This is a genomic window from Streptomyces thioluteus (assembly GCF_039535865.1).
In genome coordinates this window covers 1-19,989 of the sequence record NZ_BAAAXZ010000020.1, presented here as the reverse complement: position 1 = coordinate 19,989, position 19,989 = coordinate 1, and the positions used below count along the sequence as shown (strand labels likewise).

The 19,989-nt window shown below is 73.5% G+C and carries 19 protein-coding genes, 1 tRNA gene and 6 pseudogenes; 17 read left to right on the top strand and 9 right to left on the bottom strand.

The window, feature by feature from the left end; all coding sequences use genetic code 11:
* The 4 genes and pseudogenes from ABD794_RS02330 to ABD794_RS02315 all read left to right on the top strand — a co-directional run.
* Positions 1–682, top strand: a pseudogene (locus ABD794_RS02330) (hypothetical protein); the annotation flags it as partial.
* A gap of 97 nt (positions 683–779) precedes the next feature.
* A tRNA-Ala gene (locus tag ABD794_RS02325) sits at positions 780–853 on the top strand.
* Between the two features lie 130 nt (positions 854–983).
* Positions 984–1,451: a hypothetical protein gene (locus tag ABD794_RS02320; protein WP_344960639.1), complete on the top strand. Its 468-nt coding sequence runs from the start codon at positions 984–986 to the stop codon at positions 1,449–1,451.
* The gene (locus ABD794_RS02315) at positions 1,448–3,559 is read left to right on the top strand and encodes an ATP-binding protein (RefSeq protein ID WP_344960637.1); all 2,112 of its coding nucleotides are present in this window, start codon (positions 1,448–1,450) and stop codon (positions 3,557–3,559) included. The genes ABD794_RS02320 and ABD794_RS02315 overlap by 4 nt, the downstream gene beginning before the upstream one ends.
* A 112-nt stretch (positions 3,560–3,671) precedes the next feature.
* Here the strand turns inward: ABD794_RS02315 and ABD794_RS02310 are convergent, their stop codons facing one another.
* Positions 3,672–5,327 carry a hypothetical protein gene (locus tag ABD794_RS02310; RefSeq protein ID WP_344960636.1) on the bottom strand — a complete coding sequence of 552 codons (1,656 nt, stop codon included), beginning with the start codon at positions 5,325–5,327 and terminating at the stop codon, positions 3,672–3,674.
* Between the two features lie 318 nt (positions 5,328–5,645).
* On the opposite strand from ABD794_RS02310, the gene ABD794_RS02305 reads away from it, so the two are divergent.
* The gene (locus ABD794_RS02305; protein ID WP_344960635.1) at positions 5,646–6,482 is read left to right on the top strand and encodes a putative RNA methyltransferase; all 837 of its coding nucleotides are present in this window, start codon (positions 5,646–5,648) and stop codon (positions 6,480–6,482) included.
* A gap of 124 nt (positions 6,483–6,606) precedes the next feature.
* Here ABD794_RS02305 and ABD794_RS02300 read toward each other — a convergent pair whose 3' ends face one another.
* On the bottom strand, positions 6,607–6,930 hold the full coding sequence (locus ABD794_RS02300) for a hypothetical protein (RefSeq protein ID WP_344960634.1): 324 nt from the start codon (positions 6,928–6,930) through the stop codon (positions 6,607–6,609).
* 78 nt (positions 6,931–7,008) lie between these two features.
* On the opposite strand from ABD794_RS02300, the gene ABD794_RS02295 reads away from it, so the two are divergent.
* On the top strand, positions 7,009–7,149 hold the full coding sequence (locus ABD794_RS02295; RefSeq protein WP_344960633.1) for a hypothetical protein: 141 nt from the start codon (positions 7,009–7,011) through the stop codon (positions 7,147–7,149).
* Positions 7,150–7,458: 309 nt separating this feature from the next.
* Entirely contained in the window at positions 7,459–8,001 is a 543-nt protein-coding gene (locus tag ABD794_RS02290) for a hypothetical protein (RefSeq protein ID WP_344960632.1), read from the top strand.
* 457 nt (positions 8,002–8,458) lie between these two features.
* On the opposite strand, the pseudogene ABD794_RS19265 reads toward ABD794_RS02290, so the two are convergent.
* The 4 pseudogenes from ABD794_RS19265 to ABD794_RS02275 form a co-directional block, all read right to left on the bottom strand.
* A pseudogene (locus ABD794_RS19265) lies at positions 8,459–8,940 on the bottom strand (alpha-N-acetylglucosaminidase C-terminal domain-containing protein).
* Between the two features lie 106 nt (positions 8,941–9,046).
* A pseudogene (locus ABD794_RS19260) lies at positions 9,047–9,355 on the bottom strand (hypothetical protein); the annotation flags it as partial.
* A gap of 88 nt (positions 9,356–9,443) precedes the next feature.
* Positions 9,444–9,584, bottom strand: a pseudogene (locus ABD794_RS02280) (alpha-N-acetylglucosaminidase TIM-barrel domain-containing protein); the annotation flags it as partial.
* 115 nt (positions 9,585–9,699) lie between these two features.
* Positions 9,700–10,482 (bottom strand): annotated as a pseudogene (locus ABD794_RS02275) (alpha-N-acetylglucosaminidase TIM-barrel domain-containing protein); the annotation flags it as partial.
* Positions 10,483–10,837: 355 nt separating this feature from the next.
* On the opposite strand from ABD794_RS02275, the gene ABD794_RS02270 reads away from it, so the two are divergent.
* From ABD794_RS02270 to ABD794_RS02260, 3 genes are read left to right on the top strand one after another with little or no spacing between them, the layout of a single operon-like run.
* Entirely contained in the window at positions 10,838–11,305 is a 468-nt protein-coding gene (locus tag ABD794_RS02270; protein ID WP_344960630.1) for a hypothetical protein, read from the top strand.
* Positions 11,306–11,329: 24 nt separating this feature from the next.
* Positions 11,330–12,268 (top strand): HAMP domain-containing protein, encoded by a 939-nt coding sequence (locus ABD794_RS02265; protein WP_344960629.1) that lies wholly within the window; start codon positions 11,330–11,332, stop codon positions 12,266–12,268.
* Complete coding sequence (locus ABD794_RS02260) at positions 12,217–12,561, top strand: sensor histidine kinase (RefSeq protein WP_344960628.1); 345 nt, start codon at positions 12,217–12,219, stop codon at positions 12,559–12,561. Before ABD794_RS02265 ends, ABD794_RS02260 begins: the two co-directional genes overlap by 52 nt.
* Here ABD794_RS02260 and ABD794_RS02255 read toward each other — a convergent pair.
* Positions 12,558–13,035, bottom strand: a pseudogene (locus ABD794_RS02255) (GNAT family N-acetyltransferase). The gene ABD794_RS02260 and the pseudogene ABD794_RS02255 overlap by 4 nt on opposite strands.
* Before the next feature lie 67 nt (positions 13,036–13,102).
* Here ABD794_RS02255 and ABD794_RS02250 point away from each other — a divergent pair.
* The 3 genes from ABD794_RS02250 to ABD794_RS02240 all read left to right on the top strand — a co-directional run bounded on the left by ABD794_RS02250 (position 13,103) and on the right by ABD794_RS02240 (position 15,634).
* Positions 13,103–13,894, top strand: a complete 792-nt coding sequence (locus ABD794_RS02250) for an exodeoxyribonuclease III (protein ID WP_344960627.1) — start codon at positions 13,103–13,105, stop codon at positions 13,892–13,894.
* An 82-nt stretch (positions 13,895–13,976) separates the two neighbouring features.
* The gene (locus ABD794_RS02245; RefSeq protein WP_344960626.1) at positions 13,977–14,912 is read left to right on the top strand and encodes an ABC transporter ATP-binding protein; all 936 of its coding nucleotides are present in this window, start codon (positions 13,977–13,979) and stop codon (positions 14,910–14,912) included.
* A complete protein-coding gene (locus ABD794_RS02240) occupies positions 14,912–15,634 on the top strand; it encodes an ABC transporter permease (protein ID WP_344960625.1) in 723 nt (240 codons plus the stop codon). The genes ABD794_RS02245 and ABD794_RS02240 overlap by 1 nt, the downstream gene beginning before the upstream one ends.
* 16 nt (positions 15,635–15,650) lie before the next feature.
* On the opposite strand, the gene ABD794_RS02235 is transcribed toward ABD794_RS02240, so the two are convergent.
* Positions 15,651–16,649 carry a hypothetical protein gene (locus ABD794_RS02235; RefSeq protein ID WP_344960624.1) on the bottom strand — a complete coding sequence of 333 codons (999 nt, stop codon included), beginning with the start codon at positions 16,647–16,649 and terminating at the stop codon, positions 15,651–15,653.
* Between the two features lie 114 nt (positions 16,650–16,763).
* Between ABD794_RS02235 and ABD794_RS02230 the strand changes: the two genes are divergently transcribed.
* From ABD794_RS02230 to ABD794_RS02220, 3 genes are read left to right on the top strand one after another with little or no spacing between them, the layout of a single operon-like run.
* Positions 16,764–17,603, top strand: coding sequence for a helix-turn-helix domain-containing protein (locus ABD794_RS02230; RefSeq protein ID WP_344960623.1), 840 nt, complete (start codon positions 16,764–16,766; stop codon positions 17,601–17,603).
* On the top strand, positions 17,587–17,895 hold the full coding sequence (locus tag ABD794_RS02225; RefSeq protein ID WP_344960622.1) for a DUF397 domain-containing protein: 309 nt from the start codon (positions 17,587–17,589) through the stop codon (positions 17,893–17,895). Before ABD794_RS02230 ends, ABD794_RS02225 begins: the two co-directional genes overlap by 17 nt.
* Positions 17,896–17,938: 43 nt before the next feature.
* Positions 17,939–18,310 (top strand): VOC family protein, encoded by a 372-nt coding sequence (locus tag ABD794_RS02220; RefSeq protein WP_344960621.1) that lies wholly within the window; start codon positions 17,939–17,941, stop codon positions 18,308–18,310.
* Here ABD794_RS02220 and ABD794_RS02215 read toward each other — a convergent pair.
* Positions 18,297–19,007, bottom strand: coding sequence for a MerR family transcriptional regulator (locus tag ABD794_RS02215; RefSeq protein ID WP_344960640.1), 711 nt, complete (start codon positions 19,005–19,007; stop codon positions 18,297–18,299). The two genes, ABD794_RS02220 and ABD794_RS02215, sit on opposite strands and share 14 nt — an antisense overlap.
* Positions 19,008–19,200: 193 nt before the next feature.
* Between ABD794_RS02215 and ABD794_RS02210 the strand changes: the two genes are divergently transcribed.
* The coding region (locus ABD794_RS02210; protein ID WP_344960620.1) for a flavin-containing monooxygenase at positions 19,201–19,989 on the top strand (789 nt) is incomplete at its 3' end.

The window sequence follows — 19,989 nt, the reverse complement described above, 5'->3', positions numbered from 1 at the left end:
GGTGCTCGCCCGCCGGCGCCGCACCACCGTCGTGCTCTTCCTCGCCTTCACGCTCGGCGCGATCGTCGCGGGCGTGGGCGGGGTCGCGTTCCTCTGGGCCCCGGCCCTGCCGGCGCTGCTCCTCAGCGCGTACATCTTCTACCTGCGAATCCAGGAGCGGCGGCGGTTCGCGTTCGTCATGGACCAGCGGCGTGCCGAGCTGGCCGCCCAGCGGCTGCGCGAGGGCCGGCCCCGCCCTTCCCGGGCGGCGGAGGACCCCACGACCGTCGCCACCTCCGCCGACACCGTCCGCCAGGCGGCCCCCGCCGCCGCTGAGCCCCCGGTGTCCTCGGCCCGCAGCGCGGGCCGCCGGGCCCTGGTCGAGCAGACCGACCACGCGGAGTGGGTGGACCAGCAGCGCGACCGCGGCACCGAGGGCGAGGACGGCTGGGAGCCGGTGCCGGTCCCGCTGCCGACGTACGTCACCGCGCCCGTCGCCCCCCGCGCCGGCGGCTCGGCCGACCTCGGCACCCCGGACACCTGGAGCGCCGCCCGCTCCAGCACCGCCGAGCCGGCCCTCGACCGCAAGCCCGCCGAGGACCGCCGCGCCGCCCGGCCGCGCCGCCGCCCGCGCGAACGCGGCCGCACCCCGCTCTTCGACCAGTACGCCGACGACGAGCGCCCGCGCGCGGCCAACGGCTGACGCGTCCGCCGGCCCCCGCGCGCTGACCAGCGAGGGGGCGGCAGGAGGGCGATTTTTTCGTAGGCCGGTCGGGGTGCTAGAGTTTCACTCGTTGCAAGGGCCTGTGGCGCAGTCCGGTAGCGCACCTCGTTCGCATCGAGGGGGTCAGGGGTTCGAATCCCCTCAGGTCCACAACCAACACCCGGGAGCCCGCCCGATCCACTGGATCGGGCGGGCTCTTGGCGTTCCCGGGGCCGGTCTACCCAAGTGATGCCTCCGCTCTCTACCGTGGGCGGGACGAGCGAGGCGGCAAGGGGGTCCCGTGGAGGCCGAGTTGGCGGAGCTGGCGGCGTCGGGTGCGACGACGCTGGTGGGTTTGATGGTGACGGACGCCTGGTCGCAGGTGCGGGGCCGGGTGGCCCGGTTCTTCGCCCGGGGCGAGGACGACGAGGTGGCGGTCGTCGACGACGAGCTGCGGCGGGACGCCGAGGAGCTGACCGCCGGAGACGCCCCCGCCGTGGCCGCGGTCGAGGACCGCTGGCGGGAACGGCTGCGCCGGGCGCTGCTCGACAACCCGGAGGCCGCGGCGGAACTGCGGCGGATCCTCGCGGAACTGGACCCGGAGGGCGACCGCGCCGGGCGTGCCCCGCGGGTGCGCAACAGCGTCACCGGCGGGACGCAGTACGGGCCCGTCCTCCAGGGGGAGAGCTTCTCCGGGCTGACGTTCGACATGAGGGGCGCGGTGCCGCCGCCCCCCGGGCCCGGGCGGGACCCGGAGGCGGGTCGGTGAACGAGGGGGTTCGCAACGAGAATTCCGGGGACGTGTACGGGCCCAGCATCCAGGCGGGGCAGATCTTCGGCGGCGTCACCTTCCAGGTGGTCGAGCGGGCGCCCGCGGAGCGGCCGGACGAGGTTCCGGCGCCGGTCGTCCGGTGCGTCAACCACGAGCGCGAACTGGCGCTCCTGGACGGCCGGGCGGTGGCCCGGGTCGGCCTGGACGTCCTGTCCGGGCTGCCCGGCATCGGGAAGACGACCCTGGCCGTGGAGTGGGCCGCGCGGGCCCGCGACCGGTTTCCGGATGGACAGCTCTACATCGACTTCGCGAAGCTGCGCGACGGGGCCGGGGGCGACGTCTTCAGGGCCCTGGGGCGGGCGTTGCGCTCCCTCGGGGTGGGGGACGACTACCTGCCCGCCTCCCTGGAGGAGCGCGGCGCCCGCTACCGGTCCCGGTCCGCCGGGCGGCGCCTCCTCGTGGTGCTCGACAACGTCAGCCAGCCCGCCCAGGTGCGGGCCCTGTTGCCCAAGGAGCCGGGCAGCGTGGTGCTGGCCCTCAGCAGCAGCCGGCTCGGTGAACTGACCCTCGACGGCGCGAGATTGGTGCCCGTGCCGCTGCTCGACGCGAAGAGCGGACTGGAGCTGCTCGCCGACCGGTGCGGCGCGGACGCCGTCGAGGCGGAGCGGCCCGCGGCCGAGCGGCTGGTCGAGCTGTGCGGCGGCCTGCCAGAGGCGCTCGGCATCGCGGCCGCCCGCCTGGCGACGGCCCCCGGGCTCACGATGAGCCGGCTCGCCGACGAACTGGCCGACGAGTGCCGCCGTTTGGCCGGTCTGTCGCTACGGGGGGAGCGTTCCGTGTCCGCGGTCCTGTCGCTCGGCTACCGGGAACTGCCGCCCGAGGCGGCGCGGGCCTACCGGCTGTGGGGCCTGATCCCCGGGCGGTCCTTCGACGCGGGAACGGCCGCCGCCGCGGCGGGGTTCGCCGTCGAGGCCGCCGAGCCGCTGCTCCACGTGCTGGCCGGGGCGAACCTGCTGGAGGCGACGGCCGACGGGCGCCACCGCTTCCACGACCTCGTACGGCTGCACGCGCTGGAGCGCGCGGAGGCGGAGGAGACGCCGGACGTCCGGCGGGCCGTCGTCGAGCGGGTCGCCACCCACTACCTGGCGCTCACCGCCTTCGCCGACCTGGCCGTGCGGCGGGACCGGCTGCGGATCGCCGATCTCGGAGCGTTTCTGGCGGGTGTCGAGGACCCGTTCGCGGGTGGGGGTGGGCCCGCCCCGCTGGCCTGGCTGGACGCCGAGCGGGACAACATCCTCGCCGTCCTCCGGCAGGCGCGGCGGGACGGGCTCCACCGGCACGTGTGGCAGCTCGCCGAGGTCTTCACGGTGCTGTTCCTCAACCGCCGCCGTCTCCCGGACTGGAGGGAGTCGCTGGAGCTGGGCGCCGCCTCGGCGGCCGACGCCCTCGTCCCGGCGGCGGAGGCGCGGCTGCGCAGCCTGCTGTCGCGGCCGCTGATGGATCTCGGCGAGTACGAGCAGGCGTACGCGGAGCTGACGACCGCCGCGGCGTGCGCGGAGGTCTCGGGGCATGTGGTGCTGCGGGCCTCCGTGCTGGAGTTCACCGGGCGCTACTGGGACCTCTTCGACGTGTCGCGCGCCATGGCCGCGTACCGGGGCTCCGTCGAGCTCAACCTGGAGGGGGAGGAGCCGCGGGGCGTGGCCATCGCCACGTACTTCCTGGGGTGCGCCCAGGACGCGGCGGGACGCCGGGACGAGGCGCTGCGCACGCTGCGGGCGGCGCGGGACGGGCTGTTGGGCCTCACCCCGCCGGACCGGCGGATGGCGGCCCGGGCGACGGCCTCGCTCGGGGACGTGCACGAGCATCTCGGCGACCTTGCGGCGGCGGTGGGGGAGTGGACGGAGGCGGCGGGGGTGTTGGGGGAGGTGGGTGCGACGTATTACGAGGCGCGGGTTCGCCTGCGGCTTGCGCGGGCGGTGGAGGGGGTGGGGGGTGCGCGGGATGTGGTGCGGGGGCATGTTGTGCGGGCGTTGGAGATCCATGAGGCGGGTGGGAGTGGGGAGGTGGAGGGGTTGAGGGAGTGGCTGGGGCGGTTGGGTGGGTGACGTGCCTGGGATTTGCCCCTGGCCCGCCCTTTCACCGTTTCCCGGGGGAGACCCCCGGCCCCCATCCGCCCTTCGGGCGGAGTCCGCCTGAGGACAGCGTGCGGGCGAATCCCTAGCGTGATGGAAGCGCGCGCACCGTCACCGTCTCCTCCGTCCCGCCCACCCGCAGCGTCACAAACCCGTCCCCCAGCGGGAGTTGCGCTCGTAGACACGTGTAGACGACGGCCGCCTCCAGCCCCGGGTCCGCCATCGCGCCCGTGACCGTCGTCTCCACCACGGCCGCCCCTCGCACCCCCGTCAGCGAGCCCCCGCCTCTCACCGGCACGGTCGCGAGCAGACAGCCGGGGTGCCGGTCCAGCGTGTCGCGGATCCGGCGCCGCGCCTCGGCCGTCGTCGTCGCCGGGCTTCGGCGCACGAGGACGGAGGCGCTGGACGTCAGCCGGCCGTCCCGTTCCCGTTCCGCGTCGCACGCGAGGTGGACGAACGCGTCCCCGGTCTCGGCGCGGTCGCCGGCGGCCGCCGTCGGGTGGCGGCGGACGGTGATCACCGGTTCCTCCGACCCGGCCACCGTCGTCTCCACCGTCCAGGAGGAGACGACGGCCGCCTCGACGGAAGCCGGGGGCAGCCGCGGCGCGGAGGGCGCGGACGACGGTTCGGGCAGGCGGAGCAGCCGGTACAGGGCGGTCCGCAGACGGGCGTGCGCCGAGCCGGGATCCGCGAACGCCCGCCCGGCGACGGCGGCATGGTGTCCGGGCGTGTGCGTCGCGACGGCGTCCTCGATCTGCCGTCCGAGGTCTCCGTGCGGGTCCAGTCGCGGCGCCGTCGCACCCAGCAGCGCACCCGCCGTGCCCGGCACCGCGTCCTCGCCGAACGCCGCCAGCAGCACCGGCTTGCCGAGCGCCGCCCCGTAGAGCGTGACCGATCCGTGGTCGCCCACGACCGCGTCCGCCGCGACCAGCGCCGACCGCCAGGCGTGCACCGGTGGCATCAGCAGCAGCCCGGCCTCCAGGGCGGGGGCGAGTACGTTCCGTATCCGCCATTCCCCGTGTGCCGCCCGGATGTTGGGGTGCAGGACCGCCGCCACCCGGTACTCGTCGTGCGGCAGCGTCGCGAGCAGCCGTGCGGGCAGCCCGGGGTCGCGGGCGAGCAGGGAGGTCGGTCCCCAGGTGGAGCTGACGACGACCAGCCGTCGTCCGTCGTCGATCCCGAGCGCCCGGCGGTGCGCTGCGGCGTCCGGCAGGCTGCGGGTCAGTTCGTCGAGGCAGGGGTCCCCGACCAGCAGCGTGCGGCCGGAGGTCTCCGGGTGCGTGGTGAGGAGCTGTTTCTCCTGGTCCGGGTGCGAGACGGCGAGCCAGGCGCGACCGGTGGCCAGCAGGGCGTCCGGGACGACGCCGGAGAGCCGGGTCCCGGCGGTCCGGGAGTCGGGGACGAACTTCTGGAAGCCGATGCCGTGCGGCAGGACGAGCACGGGGCAGTCGCCGTCGGGGACGTCGACGTTCTCGCTCGCAGTGAGGATCAAGTCGGGTGATATGTCGGCCAGTTGGTGCCACGGCATGACGCGGCAGCCCGCGTCGTGGAGGAGGTCGGGGACGCCGTCGCCGAAGGCCGAGGTGGGGTCGTGGGCGAAGACGACGCTGACCCGGGCGTCACCGCGCAGCAGGGACGGCAGTGCCTCCAGGGCGCGGACGGTGGAGGTGACGGTGCGGGCGGCGACGACGAGCGTCCGGTCGCGGGGGAGGGTGCTCCAGCGGTGCGCGTCGTGGCCCACGGGGACGCGGAGCGGGCGCGGGAAGGGCGGGTTCGCGGTTCGCGGTTCGCGGTTCGCGGTTCGCGGTTCGCGGTTCGCGGTTCGCGGTTCGCGGTTCGCGGTTCGCGGTTCGCGGTTCGCGGTCATGTTGCCCCTATCGTCTTTCAAACCGCGTGACAACCTTCCGTCTTCCGTGGGACGACGGCACCCACCGTACCCGGGGCCCGAACCGCCCCCGTGTTAGCCTCGTGACCACCACATTCACCGGCTGTCCTCACGTCTCTCACCGCTGAAGCCGGGACCCGGTCCCGAACCCGTTCGCGCGGAGGACTCCACCCCATGCCCGTCACCCGGCTCCTCGACGTCCTGACGTGCCCGCACTGCGGGGAGCGGCTCGTCGTGGCCGACGGGTCGCTCCGCTGCTCCGCGCGGCACTCGTTCGACATCGCGCGCCAGGGCTACGTCGGGCTGCTCACCGGCAACATGAAGGCCGGGACGGCGGATTCCGCCGACATGGTGCGGGCCCGTACGGCGTTCCTCGGCGCCGGGCACTACGACCCGCTCGCCGCCGCGCTGGCCCGCGTCGTCGGACCGCTGGGCGGCGAGACCGTCCTGGACGCCGGCGCCGGCACCGGGCACTATCTCGCCGCCGTCCTCGACGCGCTGCCCGGGGCCGTCGGGCTGGGGCTGGACGCCTCCAAGTACGCGCTGCGGCAGGCGGCCCGCTGCCACCCGAGGGCCTGGGCCGCCACCTGGGACGTCTGGCGGCCGTTTCCGGTGCGCACCGGCTCCGTGGACGTCGTGCTCAACGTCTTCGCGCCGCGCAACGGGGAGGAGTTCCACCGGGTCCTGCGGCCCGGCCGCGGCGCGCTCGTCGTCGTCACGCCGACCCCGGCCCATCTGGCCGAACTCCGCGGCCCGCTCGGCCTGCTGGGCGTGGACTCCGCCAAGGAGGACCGGCTGGAGCGCACGCTGGGCGGGCGCTTCCGGGCCGAGGGGCGGTACGTGCACGAGCACACCGTCGACCTCGCCGCCGAGGATGTGGAGCACCTCGTGCTCATGGGGCCGAGCGCGCGGCACATCGCGCCGGAGGAACTCCGGGAGCGCGTCGGGGCGCTGCAACTCCCGGTCCGGACCACGGTCTCCTGCACCGTGTCCGTCCACCGTCCCGTGTGACGCAGATCATCCTCCGGGCGCCATCGATTCGATCTTCGGGTCGTGGCGTGCATGACAGGATCATGCGGTTCTTTACCTGCCAGTAACCGCAGTCCGCCCCCCGAGGATTCACCTTGCGCAAGCCCTACACAAGAGTGCTCTTCCCCGCCCTGACCGCCATGTCCCTGGCCGTGACCGGGTGTTCGGCGTCCGGCTCGGACCGGGCGAAGGCCGAGGAGCCGGCCTCCGCGCCGTCCGCCGCCGCCTCCGAGGCGCCCCAGGAGATGGCCGTCGCGGCCGCGCCGATGGGCGTCGCCGCGGCGCCCGCCGACGGGGGTGCCGCGCCGAGCGCGGTGGCGAGCCCGTCGTCCGCCGCGCCGCGGCGGCAGCAGGCGCACAGTCGGCGCTGCGCGTCGCCCTCGTACGACCAGGAAGAGCGGAACTGCCGTGCTCGCGCGGCCGCTGACACGAGAACGCCGGGCCGTCCGTCGGCCAAGCCGTCCCGCCTCCGCCTCCCGCCTCCGCCCTGCCCGCGAAGTCCGTCGCCGTGGGCGACGTCTTCGCCAGCGCGCCCGCGCCCGGCGCCCCGAACGGCGTCCTCGCCAGGTCACCAAGGTCGAGGGCACGACGGCCCAGGGCACGAAGGTCCGTACCGAGCCGGCCACGCTTCCGCGCGCTGCTCGGCTGACGCGAAGGCGGGCGGTCAGCGCGTCGCCGTCGACCCGTCGGCGGTCAAGGTCCAGCCGCTGGTGCCCGGGGTGAAGGTGTGCCTGGGCGAAAGCGGGGCGACCTGCGCTTCGGGCCGCAGGGCGCGAAGTTGCCGCTGGGCAGCCTGCGGTGGACGGTGGGCACGTCATCGCCACGGCGAAGGGCGCCCCCGCGTCCGCGAAGGCGTCCGTGAACGGCTTCGTGCAGCTGGCGCCCGAGGTCGACTTTCGCGTACGACGGCCGCGTACGGACGGGCGCGCGCCCGGCACGGCGTCGCTGGCGCTGGCCGGTGGACTGGAAGGGCGCGTGGGAGCTGAAGGGGCGGGCCGCCGCGTCGACGGAGAACGGCAAGCCGCTGCGGCTGCCGTTCGCGAAGCTGCACGCGACGCCGGTCATCCAGGTCGGACCGGTGCCGGTCGTCGTCAATGCGGACTTGACCTGCTACCTCCAGGTCGACGGTGACGGCAAGATCACTGTGGATGTGAAGCAGGACGTCAAGGGCGACTTCAAGGTCGGCGGCTCCTACAGCCGGGCGAAGGGCTGGGCGCCGGTCAGCCGGGCGAACCTGAAGGGCTCGCCGGTGAAGGCGTCCGCGTCGGCGGGCGGCAAGGTGAAGGCCGCGCTGGGTGCGGAGGCGGCGGTCGGGCTTTACGGGACTGTGGGGGTGGTGGGGAATCTGTCGCCTTATCTGCGGGCCGAGGGTGAGGTGCGGGGTGATGTCTCCAGTGACGGGAAGAAGTCGCTGAAGGGGAAGTGGGGGGCGTTCGGGGGGGTTGACCTGAACGGTGCGCTGCAGCATGCAGCTGAAGATTTTCGGGACGCCGATATTTGAGCGGCGGATGCCGTTGCCCGGGTTGCACCGGGAGTGGAAGCTGGCGGGTTCGCGGGCGTAGGGGTTTTCTCCCCGCCCCGCCCTTTCACCGTTTCCCGCGGGGGCTGCGCCCCTGTGCCACCCCCGCGGGGCGCGGGGCGCGCGGGGCCCGCGCTCCGCGCGGCGGGCGGGGCTCCGCCCCTGCACCCCGCCGGGGGCTTCGCCCCCTGGCCCCTGAAGCGCCCTCCGGGCGCTGTCCTCAAGCGCCGGACGGGCTGATTCAGCCCGTCCGGCGCTTGAGGACAATGCGGCGGAGCCGCATTGCGGGGTCCGGGGCGGAGCCCCGGAAGCAGGGGTGCAGGGGGGCGCAGCCCCCGCCGGGCGTGGGGGCTGCGCCCCCGCCCACCGCGGCGCAGCCGCGCTGCGGGGGCCCGGGGCGCAGCCCCGGGAGACACGGTGAAAGGGCGGGGGCGGGGAGCTACAAGCGATCCGCCACCCGCCGCGCCACCTCCGCCACATCCCCCCGCGGCCTCGTCGCATACGGCGGGCGTCGGCGCGTCCAGCCGTCCTCCAGGGCGAACCAGTCGATCGGCTTCGGCTTGCGGCCCGCCCGCAGTGCCGCCTCCAGCTCCGTGAAGTACGTCTTCCAGCGCAGCCGGTACAGGCCGCCGACCAGTCCCGCCCACTCCCGGTTCGCGTAATCGTGCAGCTTGCCGCCGTCCGCCGACGGGCGGGGGCCCCAGACCGTCAGCAGGGACACCGCGTCGTGCTCCAGGCGGTCGCGTTCCGCGGCGACGCGCCCCAGGACCGTGCCTCCGCGATCCAGCGGCCGAGCAGATGGCGCGGATCCGTGGCGGCCAGATCCTCCAGCAGGGTCATCAAGTCCAGCCACAGGGCGGTCAGTTCGCGGAAGCGGGAGAGCTCGCGCGCCTCGTACGCGCTCTTGATGCGCGGCAGCATCAGGCGGCTGCGGTTCGCCAGGCACTGCCCGTGCCACGTCCAGCAGGTCGTAGCGGTACGCCGAACTGCGCCGCAGCCCCGGCGCGACCGCCAGCAGTGCGGGCAGCGCCTCCTCGAACTCGCTGCCTTGTAGCGGAGTTCGCGAGGCGACCACGCGCCGCCCCGGTTGACCGCCAGGTCCGGCCGCGCCCCGAACAGCCGTCGGCCGCTCGCTCCAGCCGTCCGCTCGCGTCGTCCCGTACGCCGTCCGCCGCAGGACGTCCCAGGCCCGTGCCGCCGAGCGGTCGGCGGCGCCGTAGCGCTGTGCACGGGCCAGCGGGCGAAACCAGTCGGCCAGGTCGACCGACCCGTCCGTCCACGCCAGGTCGGAGAAGAGCGCGAGCCCCGCCGGGTTGTTGTCCGCGGACTCCGGCATCAGCGCGATGCCGTTCAGGGCGCCTGCCCTGCTTGGTGCGCCAGCGGTGGTAGAGGGAGGCCCAGTCGCGGGTGTTGGCGCCCATCGCCGTGTGCCCGCCGAAGTTCCAGATCGTGCCGAAGGCGTACGGCGTGCCGCCCCAGTCCTTCTCGCGGTCCGTGACGTACGGGTAGTGGTCGGGGATGCCGTCCAGGATGAGCATCTTCGAGCGGTCGGCGGCGTCGAGGATCTCGCGGCGGGGGTTGTTCTGCCAGCCGAGGACGGCCCATACGGCGCCCGGTGTGCGCGGTGCGCAGCGCCTTCTCCACGGCGCGGGCCGCGGCGCCGACGGGTACGGGGCCCGGGGTGCCGCCCTCGTGCAGGAGGTCCATCTTGTACATGGACGTCGGGCCCAGCAGCTCCTGCTGCACCCGGTAGAAGGTGCGGGCGACGCGCGTGAAGTGCGGTGTGCGCGGGTCGAGCCAGTCGGGTCTGCGGAAGCCGGCCCAGTCGCCCTGGGGGACGGTCCGGGCGCCGTCGTGGCGGTCGGCGAAGCCGGGCGGCACGGGTGCCGTAGTAGCCGGGGAGGACCGGGGTCATGCCCAGTTCGCGCAGGCGCCGCACGATCTTCCGGGCGAGGGCGGCGCGCGGCGGTCGAGGAGGGCCAGCGACACCGGGCCGCCGAAGGCGCTCATGTTCTGCATCAGCCACCAGGGCTGATGGGCCCGGGCCCGGAACCCAGGCGCGCACTTACCGCGTCCGAGTAACCGTGTTCGACGAACGTTCGATGGTAGACGGCGTCGGCCCCCGCGTAGACGAGCACATTCGTTGAAGCCGTGCAGGGCCAGGACGTCGATCTCGCGTTCCCAGTAGTCCCAGTCGCGGTAGGGGCCGGTGTAGCCGTCGTTGGTGTCGTTGAGCGCGAAGCGGTGGCGGACGTTGGCCGTCGCGGCGAGGGCGCGGCCGACGGCCGGGAGCGTCGCCGGCAGGTCGGTCTGCTCGCCGGCCCAGGAGAAGTGCGCGTGGGCTCTCTCCCGCAGATAGCGGTGGAAGCCGGTGAGCTGGACGGCCGGAGCGGTGCCCTCGACGAGGATCCGGCCCGCCGCCCCCGACACCCGGAAGGCGTCCGCACCGCCCCGCCGGGGCACGGTCCGGAAGGTGACCTGGCGGTGGTGGCGGGGCAGCAGCCGGGGCCAGCGCCGCGGCGGCCGCACCGCCCGACCGGCGTCCCGGCCGAGGCCGGGGCGGTGCCCATGGCCCCGAGGGCCGCGGAGCCCGCGAGGGCGCCGAGGATCGTGCGGCGGGCGATGTGCATGGGTGACCTCCGGAGCGGCATCGGCTACGGCGCGGACCACTGGAGCGCCGAGATCCTATGAGCCGACGACTCACGAACGTCAAGACCGCGGGAGGCGAATCCGTCCCACGCGATAACATTTGACGCGAATGGCCCTGTACGGGGCATGATTCCGTCGCCCGTTCGGACCGCCCGGCCCCGAGGAACCCGTGCCACGACCCACCGCCGCCGGTGTGCTCGTGTTCTCCTCGCCGGTGCCCTGCTCACCGCGCTCACCGCCTGTTCCGAACCGGGCGGTCCCTGGACGTGAGCGGACCCGGCGCGACCCCCGCCGCCACGCCCGAACTGCCCGTCCACATCAGCGAGGGCCCCGGCCGCCCCCTGCTCCTTCGCCCCGCGGCCTTCGAGATCGAAGGCAGCGTCCGCTGACCGGGCTGCGCTGGGTCTCCTGGGGCGGACCGGTGGCCGAGGCGACCGGCGGGGTGTCCGGCGGCTGGTGCGCGCCCGGCTGCCGGCGGAAGCCGTTCCGGGTCCGCGTTCGGCTCGGGGGGCTCGTGGGGCAGGATCACCGGGCGTACTACAGCCGGGCCTCCGTCACGGCCGACGGGCTCCCGGCCCCGCAGCAGGCCGGGCTGAGTGATCTGCGGCTCTTCGTACCGAAGCGTCGGCCCCGCTAGACCGCCGTCAAGGAGCCTTGACCCATGGGACTGAGAACGAAGATCGGTGTGGCGATCACCGTCACCGCCGCGCTGGTCGCCGTCCTCATCGGGTTCGTGGTGCACCACCGCACGGCCGTCAACCAGCTCGCCACCGCCCGCGAGATGATCACCTCCCGGCTCGCCTCCGCCGTCGAGGACCATGCCGCCGGCTTCGACCGCCCGCACACCCTGATCAACCCCGCCGGCATCCCGGAGCCCCTGCGGCACGCCGCGGAGGACCGGAAGATGGCCACCTATCTGGACCGCGCCGGTCCCGAACCCGTCATCTGGGCGGCCACCCGCCTCGGCGACGACCTCATCGTCCTCAAGCGCCCCTACAACCGCGAGACCCGCAACATCCAGGACCTCGACGACGTCCTGTGGACGGCCGGCGGACTGGGCACCGCCTTCTCCGGGATCGTCGGCGTCAGCCTCGCCGCCTTCGCCGGCCGCCGCATCGACGCCTCCGCCCGCACCGCCGAGCGCATCGCCGAGGGCGACCTCACGGCGCGGCTGCGCCCGCGCGGCGGCAAGGACGAGATCGCCCGGCTCACCGTCGCCGTCAACCGCATGGCCGACGCGCTCGCCGCCCGCCTCCAGGCCGAGCGCGAGGTGACCGCCAACATCGCCCACGAACTGCGCACCCCCGTCGCCGGGTTGGTCGCCGCGGCCGCGCTGCTGTGCCGCCCGGCCGCCCGGCCGAGATGGTCCAGGAGCGGGCGCGGCGCGTGCGGACCCTGGTCGAGGACGTCCTGGAGGTGGCCCGGCTGGACGCGGACGCCGAGCGCGCCGACACCGAGGTACGGGCGCTGGGCGACCTGGCCCGCCGGGCCGTCGCCGCGGTCACCGCCGCCGCCGGGCCCGGCCGGGCCCCGGCCGAGGTCCGCGTCGTGCGCGACAGCCTCGTCGAGACGGACCCGCGCCGCGTCGAGCGGATACTGACCAACCTGGTCACCAACGCGTTCCGGCACGGCGCCGGGCCGGTCGTCGCCGAGGTGGACGACGGCGTGGTCCGGGTCCGCGACGGCGGCCCCGGCTTCCCGCACCAGCTCCTGGTCCACGGCCCGCAGCGCTTCCGCACGGACTCCGGCTCGGGCCTCGGGCTGGGCCTGACCATAGCGACGGGCCAGGCCCGGGTGCTGGGCGCCCGGCTGGCCTTCGAGAACCCGGAGGACGGCGGGGCGCAGGCGGTCCTGGACCTGCGGGGGGCCGTCCGCGGTCCAGTGCCCGACTAGAGCGGCTTGGCGTAGCAGCGGCAGCCGGCCTCGAACCGGTACACCCCGAACTTGGCCGTCGCGCGCGTAGCCCGAGGACACGTAGAGCGCGATCGCCTCCGGCTGCCTGGACCCGGTCTCCAGCACCATCCGCGTCCGCCCCGCCGCGCGCGCGTCGCTCTCCAGCTCGGCGAGGACCCGCCGGGCCAGCCCGAGCCCGCGCGCCCGCGGGATCACGTACATCCGCTTGATCTCGGCGTCGCCGTCGGCGTACCCCTCCTCCGCGTCCTCCCACGCGCGCCAGCCGCCGGTGGCCACGGGCGTGCCGTCGTCCTCGTAGGCGATGAGATATAGGCCACGCGGCGGGGCGAAGTGGGCGGGCTCCAGCGGGGTGACGTCGCCGTCGTCGTGGTAGCGGCGGCGGTACTCCTCCTGCACCTCGTCATTGAGTTTCACGGCGTCCGGGTGGTCGAAGGCCACGGGCAGTATCCGCATCCCGGGATCGTACGAGCGGCCGGGCCCGGCGCGACAGGGCCGTCCCGGAAGTCGGTATCGTGCCGGAATGCTCACTGTGACGTCCGTGAATGTGAACGGCCTGCGCGCCGCGGCCAAGAAGGGCTTCGTGGAGTGGCTGGCGGCCACCGAGGCCGACGTGGTCTGCCTCCAGGAGGTCCGCGCCGAGCCCCACCAGCTCCCCGACGAGGTCCGCGAGCCCGAGGGCTGGCACGTCGTCCACGCCCCGGCCGCCGCCAAGGGCCGCGCGGGCGTCTCGGTCTACTCGCGCCGCGAGCCGGACGCGGTGCGGATCGGCTTCGGATCGGCCGAGTTCGACGGCAGCGGCCGCTATGTCGAGATCGACCTGCCCGGCGTCACGGTCGCCAGCCTCTACCTCCCCTCCGGCGAGGTCGGCACGGAGCGCCAGGACGAGAAGGAGCGGTTCATGGCCGAGTTCCTCCCGTACCTGGTCTCCCTCAAGGCGCGGGCCGCCGCCGAGGGCCGCGAGGTCGCCGTCTGCGGCGACTGGAACATCGCCCACCAGGAGGCCGACCTCAAGAACTGGAAGGCCAACCGCAAGAGCGCCGGCTTCCTCCCCGAGGAGCGGGACTGGCTCACCAAGGTCTTCGAGGAGTACGTGGACGTCGTCCGCGCCCTCCACCCGGACGTCGCCGGTCCGTACTCGTGGTGGTCCTACCGCGGCCGCGCCTTCGACAACGACTCGGGCTGGCGCATCGACTACGTCGTCTGCTCGCCGGGGCTGGCGGAGCGGGTGCTCAAGGCCCGCGTCGAGCGGGCCGCGTCGCACGCGGAGCGGTGGAGCGACCACGCGCCGGTGACGGTCGTCTTCGAACGCTGAGTGCTCGCAGGACATTTGTCCTGCTCAGGAGAGTTTCTTCGGCTCTGCTGCGGCCGACGGCACCGTTCGTAGTGTCGTCGGCATGACACAGGAATCGCTGGTTTCCGGAAGGAGGCCGCGGACCGGGTCCGCGGTCAACTTCTCCCATGTGACGAAGAGTTACGGTGACGTCCATGCCGTCTCGGGCCTCGATCTGGCCGTCGACCGCGGCGAGACGGTCGCCCTGCTCGGCCCCAACGGCGCCGGGAAGTCCACCACCGTCGGCATGCTGCTGGGCCTGCTGCCCCACGACGGCGGAACCATCGGCCTGTTGGGCACGGACCCGCACGAGGCGGTGCACGCGGGCCGGGTCGGCGCGATGCTCCAGGACGGCGGCCTGATCCCCCGGGTCACCGTCAGGGAGCTCGTCGAGTTCGTGCGCGGCACCTACGCCGCGCCCATGGAGCTCGGACGGATCCTGGAGACCGCCCGGCTCACCGAACTGGCCGGCCGCCGGGCCGACAAGCTCTCCGGCGGCCAGGCGCAGCGGGTCCGCTTCGCGCTGGCGCTGTGCGGCAACCCCGAGTTGATCGTCCTCGACGAGCCGACCGCCGCGCTGGACGTCACGTCCCGCCGCGAACTGTGGCAGACCATGGCCGCCTACGCGGCGCTCGGCAACACGCTGCTCTTCTCCACCCATTACCTGGAAGAGGCCGACGAGTACGCCGAGCGCATCGTTGTCATCGACCGGGGGAGAGTGCTCGCCGACGGCACCGGCGCCGAGTTGAAGAGGAGCGTCGGCGGCAGGACCGTCGGCATCGACCTCGGCGACCGGGACCCGGGGGGTTTCCGCCGACTGCCCGGCGTCACCGGCGTCGAGGTCCGTGGCGCGCGGCTCCTCCTGAGCACGGACGACGCCGACCTCACCGTCACCGAGCTCGCCCGGCTCGGCGCGCTGCGGAACGTCGAGGTCACCGGCGGCGGCCTCGAAGCGGCCTTCCTCGCCCTGACCGGTGCCGACGCGGGGAGCGGTGTGTGATGTTGCTCGGTTACCTCCGGCTGGAGCTGCGCCGTACGGTGCGCGACGGCGGCTTCCTGATCATGTCCCTCGCGGCCCCGGTCCTGATGTACCTGCTGACCAGCCACCTCGGCGGCGGACACCCCTCCCACGCGGAGCAGGTCCGCACCATGGCGGGCCTCGCTGGCTTCGGCGCCCTCGGTGCCGTCATGACCACCTCCGGCGGCATCGCCGAGGACAGGAAGGCCGGCTGGCTGCGCCAGTTGCGGCTGACGCCGCTGCCCACCCGGACCGTGGTGATCGGCCGCGGCGTCGCCGCGATGTTCCTGGCCCTGCCGCCGGTGCTGGCGGTCGGCCTGGTGGCCGGTGTGGTCAACGGCGTATCGCTGAGCATCGCCGAATGGGCGGGCACGCTGGCCCTGTTGTGGGTGGGCATCGTGCCCGTCGCGATGCTCGCGCTCGGCTGCGGCTACCTGGTGGAGGGCGCCAAGGCGCACTCCGTCGGCCTCGTCTCCTATCTCCTGCTGTCGGTGGTCGGCGGCCTGCTGATCGACAAGGGGAACTTCCCGCGCCGGCTGGCCGGGGTCTCCGAGTGGACCCCGGTCAACCGCTACAAGCAGCTGGCGACGGATCTGGCGCTCGGCCATCCGCTGAGCGGTGCGGCGCTGGCCGTCCTGCTGGCGTGGAGCGTCGTACTGGGTGCGTTCGCGGTCCTCGGTTACCGCAGGGGCGCGACGGCGTGACGGGCCGCGGGCCCGCTCACAGGCCGATCGTCGCGAGCGCCGGGCGGAAGCTCGTGTTGTCGCCGTCGATCGGCTGCGGGCCGGTCCAGGTACCGCTGTCCCGGTAGATGCGGTTCCACCAGATCCGTTCGTCGCCCGCGACGCCCTTCCACGTCATGTGGACCCAGCCGCCGTACACGGCGAGGGCCGGGCCCGTGCTCGTGTTCGCACCGGGTACGGGCTGCGGGGTCGTCCAGGACGACGCGCTCGGGTAGAGCCGGCTCCACCAGATCCGCTGGTCGCCCTCCACGCCCTTCCAGGCCATGTGCAGGCCCCCGCCCACCGTGCCCGCCAGGGCGACGCCCGCGCTGGTGAACGCGCCGTCGATCGGCTGCGGACCGGTCCAGTTGTCGGCGCCCGAGTCGCCGCCCCGGTAGATGCTCCACCAGACCCGCTGGTCGCCCGCGACGCCCTTCCACACCATGTGGGGTTCGCCGTACGAACCGATGTGGTTGACCGCCACGGCGGGCGCGAAGCTGGTGTTGGCGCCCGGCACCACCTGCGGACCGGTCCAGCCCCTGAAGTAGCTGTTCCACCAGATCCGTTCGTCGCCCGCGACGCCCTTCCAGGCCATGAAGACGCCGGCGTACGGGGCGAGGGCGGGGCCGACGCTGCTGTTCGCGCCGGGGACGGGTTGCGGTCCCGCCCATGTGTTGCCGTCGAACCGGTTCCACCAGATGCGTTCGTCGCCCTCCACGCCCTTCCACGTCATGTGGAGGGCGTTGCCGCCGGACGGTCCCGCGAGGGCGACGCCGTGGCTGCCGAACGCGCCGTCGATCGGCTGCGGGCCGGACCAGTAGTCGCCGCCGCCCTGCAGGGAGCTCCACCAGATGCGCTGGTCGCCTGTGACGCCCTTCCAGGCCATGAAGGTGCTGCCGTCGCCGACGCCGGCCCGGGCGGGAGCGGTGCCGAGGGCGGTCGTCGCCGCCGCGGCGGCGGCAGAGCCGCCCAGGCGGAGCAGGGTTCTTCGCTTCACGAGGTCTCCTCGGGTGGATGTGGAGAGCGTTCGGTGAATGGAGCGGTGGCTCAGGCGCTACTCTCGGCCGCACGTGAGTGGTACAACGGCCTTGCGAGGCTTGGGAGTTAGGCTATGGCCAACGCTAGTCGGTTCGGGAGCCCCCGGTTCGGTTGGGACTTCTTCGGTTCGGAACTGAAGGTCCACCGGGAGGCGGCGGGGCTCACTCAGCAGGCGCTGGGCGAGAAGGTGTTCTGCTCGGGGTCGTACATCGGCCAGTTCGCGACGGGCGTGCGCAAGCCGCAGTTGGAGATCGCTGCGCGGATCGACGTGGTCCTGGAGACCGGTGGCCTCTTCGAGCGCATGTGCAAGGAGCTGATCAACAGGTCCCCCTATGCCTCCTACTTCGCAGAAGCGGCACATCTCATGGGGTTGGCCACCTCCATCCGGGAGCACGCATCCACCTTCATCCCGGGCCTGTTGCAGACACCTGATTACGCCCGGGCCGTCTTCCTGTCGTCCTTCCCGCTCGAGCCGGAGGAAAGGATCCAGATGTGGATCACCGGGCGAATGGAGCAAGGGCGCATCCTTGACAGCCCAACGCACCCCTCGGTGTGGGTCGTCCTCAGTGAGAGCGTGCTTCGGTACAAGGTCGGCGGCGCTGCTGTGATGCACGAGCAACTGAAGTGTGTGGCTTCGCTCGTGCGCAAGCGCCGTGTTGGCGTCCAGGTGCTCCCATTCGACGCGGGTGCTCCGGCGGTGGATGCGCTGCTCACGCTGATGACCTTTGCGGACGCTCCCCCGGTGGCCTATACGGAGGGGCCCATGGTCGGCAACCTGCTCGACGGCCCGGCCATGGTGGCCCAAGCCGTGCGGCTCTACGACCTCGCTCGCACCGCGGCACTGCCGCTGGGAGAGTCCCTGGACCTGATCGAATCCGTGGCAGAGGAGTATGTGCATGAATGCGGCACATGAAATGACGTCTGCGGTGTGGCGCAAGAGCAGCCACAGCAACGGCGGCGACGGAACCGGTGGGGGATCGTGCCTCGAACTCGCCGACAACATACCGGGCCTGTTACTCGTTCGGGATTCCAAGTGGCGTAAGAGCAGCTACAGCGGGGGCGGTGACGGCACCGGCGGCAACGACTGCGTCGAAGTCGCCGACAACATACCCGGCCTCACGCCCGTACGGGACTCCAAGTCCCCCCATCCCACCCTCACTTTCCCCACCCCCTCCTGGGCCGCCTTCGTCGCCCGACTGGCCTGAAGCGAACCTCGACCCACCTCCCCCTCCCGTGCCACGATCAAGGATGCCCATCGAGCTGAACCACACCATCGTCCACTCCCGCGACAAGCACGCCGCCGCCGCGTTCCTCGCGGACCTCCTCGGGCTCGAAGTCGGGCCGGAGACGGGCCCGTTCGTCCCCATAGCCCTGGTCAACGGCGTGACGCTCGACTTCATGACCAGCCCGCACCCGGACATCGCCGAGCAGCACTACGCCTTCCTCGTCTCGGACGCGGAGTTCGACGCGACCCTCCAGCGCATCAAGGACGCCGGCGTGACCCACTACTCCGGTCCGGCGCTGGACGTGCCCAACGCCATCGGCCGCCACAACGGCCGCCGCGGCACGTACTTCAAGAGCCCGGACGGGCACGTCCTGGAGATCCTCACCGCGGGCTGACGCCGTCGTCCAGCCATGCCTCGACGTCCGCGCGCACGCGCCGGTCCATCGCGAGGGCGACCTCCGCCTCGACCACCGTCCGGGCCAGCGGCCGCAGCCGGTTCAGGATGCGCTGGACGCTTTCGACGGCGTCGGGGGACGGAGGGGCGGCCTCCGGCAGAATGTGCTCGCGGACGAGCGAGGTGAACGTCGCGGCGAGCGCGTCCGCGTGGACGCGGATCTCCCGCCCGGCGGCCAGTATCACCGGGAGGGGGACGCCCTCGCGGACGAGCCGCCGCGACACGTCCAGCAGCCGGCTGCTGACGTGCACCAACTCCTCGCCGTCCACGGCGAGATACCCGATGTCGAGGGAGGCGGCGAGGTTCTCCGCGGTCGCCTCGCCCGCGAAGTGGTCGAGGAGTTCCTCCGGCGTGAGGCGGACCAGCGTCTCGCGGGACCAGGGTGCCGAGATCGCGCCGCCCAGGCCGAGGATCTCGGCCACCCCGCGCCCGCCCTCGAAGGCGGCGATCAACTCGGCGATGCCGCCCAGCGTGTGGCCGCGTTCCAGAAGCGCCGCGATCGTGCGCAGCCGGGCCAGGTGATGGTTGTCGTACCAGGCGATGCGCCCCTCGCGCCGGGGCGGGGGTATGAGCTTGCGCTCGCGGTAGTAGCGCAGGGTGCGGACGGTGATGCCGGCCGCCTCGGCGAGCTCGGTCATCCGGTACTCACGCTGCGGTGGCGGGGTTTTCTCGTCGGTGCTCACCCGGGAAGCGTAGGCGCCCGCGCAAGCGCGACTCGCGGTAACTTCCTTGCGCAGAACCCCTACCGAACGGTAGGCCGCTGCCCTACCCTCGCACCGTGCCAGCAATCACTGGCACAGTCCTTGGGGCGATCCGGGAGGCGATGGCGTCATGGCCGTTCAGGTTCGGGTGGCGGTGATCGGGTCCGGCTTCGGCGGACTGGGTGCCGCGGTGCGGCTCCGGCGCGAGGGGGTGACGGACTTCGTCGTCCTGGAGCGGGCGGACGCGATCGGCGGCACGTGGCGGGACAACACGTATCCCGGCTGCGCGTGCGACGTCCCCTCGCACCTGTATTCGTTCTCGTTCGCGCCGAACCCGGAGTGGCCGCGCAACTTCTCCGGCCAGCCGCACATCCGGGCGTATCTGGAGGGCGTCGCGGACGCGTACGGGCTGCGGCCGCACATCCGGCTCGACTCGGAGGTGCTGAGCGCCCGTTGGGACACGGAGGAGCTGCGCTGGGAGCTGGAGACGGCGTCGGGTACGTACCTCGCCGACGTCGTCGTCTCGGCGACCGGACCGCTGGCGGATCCGAAGGTGCCGGAGATCCCCGGTCTGAGTTCCTTCCCGGGGCCGGTCTTCCACTCCTCCCGGTGGGACCACGACGTCGAACTGCGCGGCAAGCGCGTGGCGATGGTCGGCACGGGCGCCTCGGCCATCCAGATCGTCCCCGGCATCCAGCCGGAGGTGGAGCGGCTCACGCTCTTCCAGCGGACGCCGCCCTGGGTGCTGCCGCGCGCGGACCGGCGCATCACCGCGCCCGAGCGCTGGCTGCACAGCCGGGTGCCGGCGACGGGCGCCCTGCGCCGTGGACTGCTGTGGGGCATCCGGGAGTTGCAGGTGGGGGCGTTCGCCAAGAAGCCGGACCGGCTCGGCTTCGTCGAGGCGCTGGCCAAGGCGCAT

Coding starts and splice junctions, on each gene's coding strand:
- ABD794_RS02305 (WP_344960635.1), top strand. CDS start 5,646: ATGCCCGTCACCCGGCTCCTCGACGTCCTGACGTGCCCGCACTGCGGG.
- ABD794_RS02265 (WP_344960629.1), top strand. CDS start 11,330: ATGGGACTGAGAACGAAGATCGGTGTGGCGATCACCGTCACCGCCGCG.
- ABD794_RS02250 (WP_344960627.1), top strand. CDS start 13,103: ATGCTCACTGTGACGTCCGTGAATGTGAACGGCCTGCGCGCCGCGGCC.
- ABD794_RS02245 (WP_344960626.1), top strand. CDS start 13,977: ATGACACAGGAATCGCTGGTTTCCGGAAGGAGGCCGCGGACCGGGTCC.
- ABD794_RS02240 (WP_344960625.1), top strand. CDS start 14,912: ATGTTGCTCGGTTACCTCCGGCTGGAGCTGCGCCGTACGGTGCGCGAC.
- ABD794_RS02230 (WP_344960623.1), top strand. CDS start 16,764: ATGGCCAACGCTAGTCGGTTCGGGAGCCCCCGGTTCGGTTGGGACTTC.
- ABD794_RS02225 (WP_344960622.1), top strand. CDS start 17,587: ATGAATGCGGCACATGAAATGACGTCTGCGGTGTGGCGCAAGAGCAGC.
- ABD794_RS02220 (WP_344960621.1), top strand. CDS start 17,939: ATGCCCATCGAGCTGAACCACACCATCGTCCACTCCCGCGACAAGCAC.
- ABD794_RS02215 (WP_344960640.1), bottom strand. CDS start 19,007: ATGACCGAGCTCGCCGAGGCGGCCGGCATCACCGTCCGCACCCTGCGC.